The 11,423-nt window shown below is 71.5% G+C and carries 5 protein-coding genes; 1 reads left to right on the forward strand and 4 read right to left on the reverse strand.

From position 1 onward, the window contains the following. Positions 1–3: 3 nt before the first annotated feature. Both OV207_RS33655 and OV207_RS33660 read right to left on the reverse strand, forming a co-directional pair. The gene (locus OV207_RS33655; protein WP_267559203.1) at positions 4–474 is read right to left on the reverse strand and encodes a nuclear transport factor 2 family protein; all 471 of its coding nucleotides are present in this window, start codon (positions 472–474) and stop codon (positions 4–6) included. Continuing rightward, positions 455–9,118, reverse strand: a complete 8,664-nt coding sequence (locus tag OV207_RS33660) for a non-ribosomal peptide synthetase/type I polyketide synthase (protein WP_267559204.1) — start codon at positions 9,116–9,118, stop codon at positions 455–457. The genes OV207_RS33655 and OV207_RS33660 overlap by 20 nt, the downstream gene beginning before the upstream one ends. A 198-nt stretch (positions 9,119–9,316) precedes the next feature. Between OV207_RS33660 and OV207_RS33665 the strand changes: the two genes are divergently transcribed. After that, on the forward strand, positions 9,317–9,853 hold the full coding sequence (locus tag OV207_RS33665; RefSeq protein ID WP_267559205.1) for a metal-dependent hydrolase: 537 nt from the start codon (positions 9,317–9,319) through the stop codon (positions 9,851–9,853). Positions 9,854–9,861: 8 nt separating this feature from the next. Here OV207_RS33665 and OV207_RS33670 read toward each other — a convergent pair whose 3' ends face one another. Together OV207_RS33670 and OV207_RS33675 are read right to left on the reverse strand one after the other, a co-directional pair. Beyond that, positions 9,862–10,662: a glutaminyl-peptide cyclotransferase gene (locus OV207_RS33670; RefSeq protein WP_267559206.1), complete on the reverse strand. Its 801-nt coding sequence runs from the start codon at positions 10,660–10,662 to the stop codon at positions 9,862–9,864. Between the two features lie 66 nt (positions 10,663–10,728). After that, entirely contained in the window at positions 10,729–11,190 is a 462-nt protein-coding gene (locus OV207_RS33675; protein ID WP_267559207.1) for a response regulator, read from the reverse strand. Positions 11,191–11,423 lie beyond the last annotated feature (233 nt).

The raw sequence follows: 11,423 nt of genomic DNA on the forward strand, positions 1-11,423 counted from the left end.
GCGCTACCGGTAGCGGTGGTCCACGAGCACCTCCGTGCGCGGGAGCGACCAGTGCATCTGGACCATCCGCCACTCCGTGCCCCGGCGCTCGAAGGCGCAGGACACGCGAATGCCCTCGAAGGTGACGGGACGGCCGCCCGCGACCAGCGCGATGTCCATCGCGGGCAACGTGAGGCACGCCATCGTGGAAGGCGGTGCGCCGCCGTGCCAGAGCTGCTCGGAGCGGGGCGTCACCCGGATGTCGCTCAGGCTTCCGAACTGGGCGCGGAAGGAATGTTCGACCTGGGCCCAGCCGACGAAGTGCAGGTTGGAGTGGGTGCCCACCACCACGATGTCGTCGTCATGCCAGAACAGCTCCCCCAGCGCCTCCACGCTGCCCTGCTCGTAGGCGGACACGAAGGCGTTGAAGCGCTGCTCCAGCCCAGCCTTCCAGGCGCCCGGCTCCTTCGGACGCTCACCCCAGGTCGCTGTCATCGCGCCGCGTCCCCTTCTCCGCCAACAGGCAGTCCTCGATGATCCGGGCCACCTGCCTCACGAAGGGGGCCTCCATGACGCTGAAGTGGTTGCCGGGCACCGCGTGGGACTGGAAGGGCCCCGTCGTCAGCGCGCCCCACCACGCCTCCGCGTGGACGTCCAGGACCGTGTCGCGCTCCTGGGCCCGCAGGTACACCAGGGGGACCGGGTGCCGCCCCGGCATGTACGCGGCGATGGCCTCGTTGGTGGCGAGCACCACGTCGCGCAACCGGAAGTCCAGCTCCATGGCCGTCTTCAGGGCTTGCGCCGCGCGCGGAGAGATCTCCTGGAACGCGTCGATCAACTGGAGCACGTCCCCCACGCTCCGGATCCCCAACCGGCGCGAGTCGTCCACCGTCACCGTGTCGATCTGGATGACGCCCGCCACCTCATGCCCCCGCTCCCGCAGGACCGCGGCCATCTCATAGGCAATCACGCCGCCGGACGAATGGCCTCCCAGCCAGTAGGGCCCCTTCGGGTGGGACGCCAGCAGCTCGTCCACGTACCTGCGCGCCATCAACGGCACGTCCCGGTAGAGCACCTCGCCGGGCTCCAGCCCCGAGGCGCGGAACGCCAGCACGGGCCGCGCGGGCCCCAGCCTTCGCGCCAGCGGCATGTACGTGAAGACCGTCCCCCCGATGGGCTGCACGAAGAAGAGCGGCGCCTGTCCTGGCCGTCCCTCCTGGAGCCGCATCAACAACGCGGATTCCTTCCGAAGCGGCCGTCCCGTCCGCTCCAACTCGCCCAGGACCGCCTGGGTCAACGCGCCCAGCGTCGGGTGCTCCAGCACCGCATGCAGCGACAGCGCCACCCCCAGCTTCGACTTGAGCTCGCGGTGGAGCTGCACCACCAGCAGCGAGGTCCCCCCCAGCTCGAAGAAGTGACTGTCGGGCGTCAGGGACTCCTCGCCCAGCAGCTCCTTCCAGATGGCCTCCACCGTCGCCCGCACGCCCTCCCGGTGCAGGGTCCGCGGGCGCGGGACGGGCGTGGGTGGCGGTGCTCCCGAGGGCCTCTCCTCCGTCTTCGCCAGGGAGTAGTGCTTGCGCTCGAAGGGGTACGTCGGCAGCGGCACGCGCCTCCGGGTCTCTCCCTCACGCATCGCGCTCCAGTCCACCGGGGCACCCGCGGTCCAGAGCTGGCCCACCGCGAACAACAGCGCCCGCTCATCGGACTCGGGCGGGCTGCGCCGTCCCTCGGGCACGCCGAGCGTGGACACGACCAGGCGGTGCGGTCCCACCTGGGGATGCAGCAGGGACAGCGAGGAGAGCGCCCGGCCCGGGCCCACCTCCACGAGGATCCGCTCGCGGCCCTCCAGCAGCAGGTCCAGTCCCCGGGAGAAGTGGACCGTGTGTCGCAGGTGACGGGCCCAATACGCGGGGTCGCGCGCGTCGGTCCCTTCCAACCAGGTGCCCGTGACGTTGGAGATCAGGGGGATCCCCGGGACCTTCGGGCTCAGGGACGAGGCCAGGGCGGTGAGCGGCGCCATCGCCGGCTCCACGAGCGCGGAGTGGAAGCCGCCCGCGAGCGGCAGGCGCTTCGACGGCACATCCCGGCCCCGCAGCCACGCCGCGAAGGCGTCCAGCGCCTCCACCGTCCCGGACACCACGCACTGCCCGGGCCCATTGACCGCGGCCAGCGACAGATTCTCGGGAAGCTCCTGCGCCAGCACGCCCTCCGACAGCGGCACGACCAGCATCCCCGAAGGGGGCAGCGCGTCGCAGAGCCGACCGCGCAGCCGGACCAGGGCCACGGCGTCCTCCAGCGAGAGGACGCCGGACAGGCAGGCCGCGGCGTATTCGCCCAGGCTGTGCCCCAGGAGCGCCGTCGGCTGGATGCCCCACGCGAGCAGCAGCCGCGACAGCGCGTACTCCGTGGAGAAGATGGCGGCCATGCCCAGCGACGGCGCGCGGAGGGCCACCTCGGCGCGAGCCCGTCCCGCGTCGTCCGGGAACAACACGGCGCGGAGCTCGCGCTCCAGCTCCCGCCCGAAGAGCCCCAGGCAGGCATCCAGGGCCTCGCGGTACACCGGGGAGCGGCGGTACCACGCCGCGCCCATGCCCACCTCCTGCGTGCCCATCCCGGGGAACAGGAAGACGACTTCGGGCGCATGGCGCGGCGCACATCGCGAGTGTCCGTCGCTCCGGAGCCTCGCGATGGCGTCCGCCGCGCTCCCACCCACGAGCGCACGCCGGCATTCAAAGGCGGTCCGGCCTTCGCGCAACGTGTACGCGACGTCCGCCAGCGCTTGCGCCGGGTGCTGCTCCAGGTGATGCGCGAGCCGCCGCGACGCCGCGTCCAGGGCCACCTCGCTCCGGGCCGACAGCACGAGCAGCGTCGCGGCCTCCCGCGCATCGTCATTCACGGGCGCGGGCGGCGCTTCTTCGAGGACGACGTGCGCGTTGGTCCCGCCAATGCCAAACGCGCTCACCCCCGCGAGGCGCGGGACTCCGTCGGGGAGCGTCCACGGCCGCCCCTCCCGGCTCACCACGAAGCGGCTGCGCTCCAGCTCCAGCTCCGGAGGGGCGTGCTCGAAGTGGACGGTCCCCGGCAGGAAGCGGTGCTCCAGGGCCAGCGTCGCCTTCAGGAGCCCGGCCACGCCGGCCGCCGAATCCAGGTGCCCCAGGTTGCCCTTGAGCGACCCCAGCGCACAGGAAGGTGCCCCGTCCTCGCGGTCTCCGAAGGCCAGCCGCAGCGCCTGGACCTCCAGCGGATCCCCCAGCCGGGTCGCCGTCCCGTGGGCTTCGACAGCGGTGATGTGCCGCGGATCCACGCCGGCGGCTTCATGCGCCCGCAGGAGCACGTCGCGCTGTCCCTCCACGCTGGGGGCGGTGAAGCCGACCTTGCCATTGCCATCGTTGTTGATGGCCGAGCCCCGGATGACGGCATGGATGGTGTCCCCCTCCCGCAGCGCGTCCTCTAGACGCTTCAACACCACGAGGCCCACCCCGCTGGAAGGCACGGTGCCGCGGGCGCGCGCATCGAAGGGGCGGCAGTGCCCGTCTGGCGACGTGATGCTCCCCTCCTCGTGCAGATAGCCGGAAGGCCCCAGCGCGAAGAGGGACACGCCTCCGGCCAGCGCCAGCTCGCATTCGCCCGCGCGCAGGCTCTGACAGGCCAGGTGGATGGACACCAGGGACGAGGAGCAGGCGGTCTGCACCGTGAGCGCGGGCCCGCGCAGGCCCAGTTGATACGCCGCCGTCGTGGCGAGGAACTGCCACGGATTGCCCAGGATGGACCGGTACGACTCCGCGGCCACGGACGAGGTGCGGTAGCGCGGCACCACCTGCTCCAGCCAGTAGCGCGGCACGCCCGCGCCCGCGAAGACACCGGCCCTTCCGGACAGCCGCTTCGGATCGTAGCCCGCCGCCTCCAGCGCTTCCCAGGCACACTCCAGGAAGAGGCGGAGCTGCGGATCCATCAGCCGCGCGTCCTGTGGGCTGTAGCCGAAGAAACCGGCGTCGAAGGACTCGGCGTCCTCCAGGATTCCCGCCGCGCGGACATACGCGGGGTCGTCCAGAAACCGGGGCTCCTCTCCCGCGGCCACCAGCTCCTCGCGGCTGAAGCGGGACAGCCCCTCCCGGCCCTCCACCAGCAGCGACCACAGCGCGTCCACGTCAGGGGCTCCCGGGAAGCGGCCCGCCCGCCCGATGATGGCGATGCGGCCCGGACGCTCCGGATCCGAGCGCCGTGCCCTCGGCGGCGTTCGCGCGGGCTGCTCCACCGACGCGTCGTCCAACCGCCGCGCCAGCGCTTCGAGGGTCGGGAACTGGAGCAGCGTCGCCATGCTCAGCCGGACGCCCAGCTCCACTTCGATGGCCGACTGCATCCGCGCGAGCAGCAGGGAGTTGCCTCCCGCGTCGAAGAAGCCCTCCTGCCTGCCCACCCGCTCCACGCCGAGCAGCCGGCACCAGATCCGCTCCAGCGCCTTCTCCCGCTGCGTGAGCACGGCCGTCCCGGGCACGCCGTCGCGCTCGGGCTCCGGGGCTCGCGAGGCAGGGGGAGGCAGCGCGCTCCGGTCCACCTTGCCCGTGACGCCCAGGGGGAGCGCCTCCAGCACCACCAGCTCCCGGGGAATCATGTGGGACGGCAGCGTCTGGCCCAGCGCCTCCTTGAAGCCGCGCGACCGCAGCCGCTCCGCCGCGGAGGCTTCGTGGGGGACGACGTAGCCAACGAGGTGCCGCTCCCCCGCGAGCACCCGAAGCTCCACCACGGCGTCCCGCACGTCGGGGTGTTCCCGCAGCGCGGCTTCAACCTCTCCCAGCTCGATGCGGAAGCCGCGCAGCTTGATTTGACGATCCGACCGTCCGTGGAACTCGATGCTGCCATCCGCGCGATGGCTGGCGACATCGCCGCTCTTGTAGAGCCGGGCTCCCGGCTCCGCGCTGAACGGGTGGGGAACGAACCGCTCCGCATCCAGTTCAGGGCGGTGCAGATAGCCCCGCGCCAGGCCCACCCCGCCAATATAGAGCGAGCCCCGGACGCCCACGGGCACCGGCGCCAGGGCCTCGTCGAGCAGGTAGACCTCGTACCCCGGAAGGGGCTTCCCGATGGGCGACCGTCCGGTCCCCGCGACGCAGTCGCCCAGGGTGGCGAAGACGGTGGTCTCCGTGGGCCCGTACACCTGGATGAACCGCCGACCCGGCGCCCAGGTGTCCACGAGCTGCGCCGGCACCTCTTCGCCGCCGACCACCAGCACCTTCAGGTCCGGGAGCGCCCGCCAGGCCATGGGGCTCAGCGCCGCGGGCGTGAACATCGCGATGTGGATGCGCTGGGACTCCAGGAAGTCGGCCAGCTCCTCGCCGGGCATCCCCTCCGCCCGCGCCAGCAGGTACAGCGTCGCGCCGGAGGAGAGCGTCGGGAAGATCTCCGCGACGGAGAAGTCGAACCCGAACCGCGTGAACTGCGACACGCGGTCGCCCGGCGCGAAGCCGAAGCGCGCGGCCACCGTCTGGCACAGGTGGGCCGCGCCCCGGTGCCCGAGCAGCACGCCCTTGGGCCGCCCCGTCGAGCCCGAGGTGTAGATGACGTACGCCAGGTCATCTCCCGTGACGGGGACCCGGGGGTCCTCCACCGAAGCCCCGGCGAGCGCTTCGCGCAAGGACTCCCAGCAGAGGACCGGGACACCCGGGTCGTCCACGAGTGGGAGCGTCGCCTCCTGCGCGAGCACGAGCCTCAAGCCCGCGTCCCGCGCCGTGAAGGCCAGCCGTGCCCTGGGAAGGCTGGGGTCCAACGGCACGTAGGCCGCGCCCGCCTTCAACGTCGCCAGCACGCCGATGATCATCTCGAAGGAGCGCTGGAGGCACAGACCCACCAGGTCCCCGGGCCCGACGCCCAGCGACCGCAGGTGGTGGGCCAGCCGGTTCGCCTCCGCGTTCAGCGTCCGGTAGCTCATCACCCGACCCTGGAACACGAGGGCGGGGGCCTCCGGCGTGCGCGCGGCCTGTGCCTCGAAGGGTCGATGCAGGCACTCCGCGGTGGCCACGTCCTCCGCCGGCCCCTGGGCCCACGCGAGGAGGCGGGTCGTCTCCAGCTCCGACAACAGCGGCAGCGCCGAGACCGCCGCCTCCGGACTCCGGACGACCTGACGGAGCAGCGTCACGAAGTGCGCGCCCAGTTGGGTGATCATCCAGGGGTCGAACAGGTCCAGCGCGTACTCCATCCGCACGGACATGCCATCCGGCCGTTCATCCAGTTCAATGGAGAGGTCCAGCTTCGACGTCCCGGTGTCGACGTCGTGCGGCTCCACCCGCCACCCCGAGCCCGGCACCGCGATGGGCGGCTCCAGCGTGCACGACACCTGGAGGAGCGGATTGGCCCCGGGGATGCGCACCGGGTTCACCGCCTCCACGATGCGCAACAGCGGCACGTCCTGATGTTCGAGCGCCTCCAGACACGTCTGTCGCACGCGTCCCACCAGGGCCCGGAAGCTCAGCCCTTCGGAGAACCGCAGCCGCAGGGGCAACAGGTTCACGAAGTGCCCGGAGATGGAGCGCAGCTCCTCACGGCCACGTCCGGAGAACGCCCCCCCGATGACGAGGTCGTCACCGCCGGAGTAGCGGTGCAGCAGCGCACCGAACGCCGACAGCAGCGTCATGAAGAGCGTGGCGTCCTCACCGCGCCCCAGCGCCTTCACGGCCTCCAGGAGGTGCCGGGGGATGCGCACGACGTGCTTCGCGCCACGGAAGCCTTGGACGGGTGGACGGGGACGCTGGGTGGGGAGCTCCAGCGGCGGTGCTCCCGCGAGCGTCCGCGTCCACCAGGCGAGGTGCGGTGCGAGGGCCTCCTGATGGCGCGGGTCCTGCTGCCAGACGGCGGCATCTCCGTACTGGAGCGGGAGGGGCTCCAGCGCCGCGGGCCGTCCCTCGATGGCGGCCCGGTAGAACCGATGCAGCTCCTGGAGGAACCTGGCCATCGTGAAGCCATCCACGACCAGGTGATGCATGACCAGCGCGAGGCGGCACTCCGAAGCGCTCAGTCGCATCAGCGTCGCGCGCAACAGCGGACCCGCTTCCAGGTCGAAGGGTTCGCGCGCTTCCTGCGTGGCCAGTTGGGCGGCCTTCGCGCTCCGGAGTCCGTCGGGGACCGGGCGCAGGTCCACGCTCCGCAACCGGAAGGGGACCGTCGGCACCACCCGCTGGAAGGGGCCGTCTGGTGTGGAGCCGAAGCGCGTGCGCAGGATTTCATGCCGCGCGATGAGCGACAGGAACGCCTGCTCCAGCGCCTCCGGCTCGATGTCGCCGGGGAGCAAGAGCGTGAAGGGCTCGTTGTAGAAGGCGCTCCGGGGCGCCACCTGATGCAGCAGCCAGAGCTGTCGCTGGGCATCGGACAGCGGCAGGGGCCCGCTCCGCTCCACGGGAACGACCGGGGGCAGCTCCAGGTCTCGCGCCTCGCCCCTGGCGCCTTCCAGTCTGCGCGCCAGCGCTTCGAGGGTCGGGTTCTCGAAGAGCGCTCGCACCGGCAGGCGCACCGACAGCGCTTGCGCCAGCCGCTCGATGAGGCGGACCGCGAGCAGCGAATCCCCTCCCGAGTCCATGAAGCGGTCCTGGGTGCCGACCTGCTCCGCGCCCAGCACCTCCGCCCAGACCCGCGCGACCTCCCGCTCCAGCTCCGAGCGGGGCGCTTCACCCTCCCCCGCGCCGAAGTGCGGCGCCGGCAGTTGCTGGAGGTCCACCTTCCCGCTGGGGTTGAGCGGCAACTGCTCCAGGACCACGACCGCGTGGGGGACCATGAACGCGGGCAGCCGCGCGCGCAGGTACGCCTGAAGCTCGGACGCATCCAGGGCCGCACCCGCGCGCGGTGAGACATGGGCGACGAGCCGCTTGTCCCCGGGTGACGCCTCCTGCACCCGGACCACCGCGTCCCCGACACGCTCGTGGTCCCGCAGCGCGCTTTCAATCTCCGCCAGCTCGACGCGCGCGCCCCGGATCTTCACCTGGTGATCCACCCGCCCCAGGAACTCCAGCGTGCCGTCCTCCCACCACCGCGCGCGGTCCCCCGTCCGGTACAGCCGCGCGTCCGGGGCGTCACGGAAGGGATCCGGGAGGAAACGCTCGGCGGTCAGGTCGGGGCGGTTCAGGTAGCCCCGCGCGAGCCCTTCGCCTCCGATGTACAGCCCGCCCACCTCTCCCACAGGGGCAAGCGCCAGCGCGTCATCCAGCACGTACACCTGGAGGTTCGCGAGCGGCCCTCCAATGGGGATGGACCTCCCCAGCGTCGGCGGCGAGCGGAGTTCATGGGCGGTCGCGGAGGTGGTGCACTCCGTGGGGCCATAGCTGTTGAGCAGGCGTTGGGGTTTTCCGTGCGCCATCACCCGCGCCACCCACTTGGGGTCCAGCACGTCACCACCGACCATCAGCACGCGCAGCTGTCCGAACGCCTCCGGGATGGCCGCCGCCAGTTGATGGAACAGCGCCGTGCTCAGGACCGCGACGGACACCGCGTCCCGCTGGAGCTTCGCCGCGAGGAGCGGAGGCGACAGCAGCGTCTCCCGCGACGTCAGGCACAGCGTGGCGCCGTTCAGGAGCGCGCCCCAGACCTCCAGGGTCGAGGCGTCGAACGCGAACGAAGCGGCCTGGAGGACGCGGTCGTCGGACCGGAACCCCATGAAGCCCTCATCCAGCACCAGCCGCGCCACGCCGCGATGGGGGATGCACACACCCTTGGGCCTGCCCGTGGAGCCCGACGTGTAGAGCACGTACGCCAGCGAGTCGGGGCCCGCGCCGCCCCGGACGTTCCAGCCATCTCGCTCCTCGCAGGGTTCGTCTGGCGCGGGAAGCTCGACGACGTGGCCCTGGAAGCGCAAGCCATGGAGCGCCTCACGCCGGCCCACCAGCACCCTGGGGCTGGCATCCTCGATCATCAGGTTGAGGCGCTCCACCGGATGACTGTCATCCAATGGCAGATAGGCACCGCCTGCCTTCAAGATGCCCAGCAGTCCGATGATGGTTTCGGGGGTGCGGTCGACCTGGATGGCCACGGGCGCGTCCGGCCCCACACCCAGCGCCTGGAGCCGCCGCGCCAGCCGGTTCGCCCGCCGGTTGAGCTGCGCATAGCTGAGCGCGCCTCCCTCGAAGCGCAATGCCACGGCGTCGGGTGTCTCACGCACACGGCCTTCAAACAGCGTGGCGACGTCCAGCCTGGAAAACTCCGTCTCGCTTCCTTTTGAGAAGGCCTGGAGTCCATGTGGGTGCGCGGAGTTGGTATTCATGACGAGTCATTGCCCCCTCCTTCTCAACGCACGGCCCCGGAAACCTTCACATCGGGTGACCGCCCGGTCTGAAACACCGTAGGCTTCCGCACATCCATGAGTCCCATCGTCCACGCCGAACTGTCCTGGCTGCTGGCCCAGGGGCTGCGCGAAAGGCGTGACCGCATCCTCGTCACCTGCGCGGGGCTCGCGCCGGACCTGGATGGCTTGTCATTGCTGGCGGGTGAAGAATTCTATGCGCGCTACCACCACGTCATTTTTCACGGCTACGTGGGAGCGCTCATCACGATGACGGTCTGCGCCGCGCTGGCACGGCGGCGCGCGGCCGTGGCGCTGCTGTCGGTGGCCGCATTCCATGGGCACCTGCTGTGCGACCTCGCCGGCAGCGGTCCCGGCTGGCCCATCCATTACTTCTGGCCCCAGAGCCTGAGGGAGTGGTCCTGGTCCGGACAGTGGAACCTGGCCTCGTGGCAGAACTCGCTCATCGGGCTGGCGGCGACCCTGGCCTGTCTGGCGTGCGCCGTGCCCTTCCAGCGGACCCTCGTGGAGCTGTTCTCACCCCGCTGGGACGCGGAGGTCACCCGGACCGTGCGGCGGCGCCTTGGCAGGCAGGATGCAGCCAACGCCCCTTGAGGGGGACGCTACGGCGTGGCGGCGGGCTCCAGCTTCACCTCGAAGAGGTCGGGCCACAGCTTGCCGGTGAAGAACAGGCGGCCGGTGCCCGGCTCCAGCGCGATGCCGTTGAGCACCCCGCCATTGCCCTGGAGCCGTCCGCGCACCGCCCGCACCAGCGCCGACGCGTCGATGACCGCCAGCACGTGGCCCGTGGCGTAGTCGATCTTCAAGACATGGTCGGCGTACCAGACGTTGGCGTAGAGGCCGTCCTCCGCGCACTCCAGCTCGTTGAGCCGCTCCTGCGGCACGCCTTGCAACGTCACCTTCACCTGGGACTTCACGCGGAAGTCCTTCGGGTCGTGGAAGCGCAGCGTGGACGTGCCGTCGCTGCGCACCAGCTGTCCCTGCCAGAAGCACAGGCCCCAGCCCTCGCCCGTGTACGCCACCTGCTTCTCCTGCACGGGCGGCGTGCCGCTCCACACGAACAGCGTCTCGTCCTGCCACGTGAGCTGGTACAGGCGCTCGCCGTCGCTGGCCAGTCCCTCCGGGAACACGTCCGGCAGGTCCTGCTTCCACAGCGGCGCGGCCTGCTCCAGCGAGATGCGCCGCAGGTCGCCGTCCTCGCCGGTGCTCTCGTAGAGCTGGCCCTGGTGGAACTGGAGGCCCTGCGTGAAGGCCTGCGGGTCGTGCGGGTACGCATGGACGATGCGCGCCACCAGGCGCTGCGGCACCCCTTCAGCGGGCCCCGCGTCCGGCGTCTGTCGCTGCGCGGGCGCGCACCCCAGGCACAGGAGCAACAACGGCAGGGACCAGGGCATGCGGCGCATGGGCTTCCTTGCGAGGGGACGACTTCGCGGACGACACCAGCTTAGCGCGCGCCGTCCGACGCTGCCTCAGCCCCGGGCCACCGAGAGCGCCGCCTCCACCGCGTTCCGCAGCGTCTCCAGTTCGAACGGCTTGTCGAGCACGCAGGCGGCCCCCAACCGCTCGGCCTCGCCGTGCAGCTTCGCGTCACCGAAGGCGGTGATGAGGATGACGGGCGTGTCCCACTGCTCGCGGCGCAGGCGGGCGAGCACCTCCAGGCCGGTGAAGCCCGGCATGCGCACGTCGGTGATGATGAGGTCGGGCGCGCGCGACTCGTCCGCGGTCAGCCCTTCGATGAGGACGCGCACCAGTGCCGGTCCATCCGCCGCCTCCATCACTTCATAGCCGCGCCGCACCAGCATCTTGCGGATGAGGGTGCGCATCTCGCGTTGATCATCCGCGACGAGGATGCGGGGGGCCCGCTCCGGCGCCGTCGAAGGGTTCTTCCAGGCCGCGCCACGCGCGGCCCCTTCCGTCTGCTCGTGCACCATGGGTGGGCTCTCCTGGAGGGTGGGTTGAAGGGGCACTGGAGCATCCGGCGTGCCACCGCCGGAGGTCCGGGAACCCGCCGAAGGACCAGGATGGGGCGTGGGGCAGGCTGCCCCCGGGAGAAATGCCCCGGCTGGGGCACTTTGCCCCGCGTCGTCGGGGCGCCCCGGGGCAGGTCGCCCTCGGAGGACGGGGCCGCGGGTCCTGGCCCGGAGGCTGCAATGAGGTCCAGGCG

Origin of the sequence: Corallococcus sp. BB11-1 (genome assembly GCF_026626625.1) — a bacterium.
GTDB lineage: Bacteria > Myxococcota > Myxococcia > Myxococcales > Myxococcaceae > Corallococcus > Corallococcus soli.

What these genes read in the sequence shown, in the direction of transcription:
- OV207_RS33655 (WP_267559203.1), bottom strand. Translation starts at nt 474, where the DNA reads ATGACAGCGACCTGGGGTGAGCGTCCGAAGGAGCCGGGCGCCTGGAAG.
- OV207_RS33665 (WP_267559205.1), top strand. Translation starts at nt 9,317, where the DNA reads ATGAGTCCCATCGTCCACGCCGAACTGTCCTGGCTGCTGGCCCAGGGG.
- OV207_RS33670 (WP_267559206.1), bottom strand. Translation starts at nt 10,662, where the DNA reads ATGCGCCGCATGCCCTGGTCCCTGCCGTTGTTGCTCCTGTGCCTGGGG.
- OV207_RS33675 (WP_267559207.1), bottom strand. Translation starts at nt 11,190, where the DNA reads ATGGTGCACGAGCAGACGGAAGGGGCCGCGCGTGGCGCGGCCTGGAAG.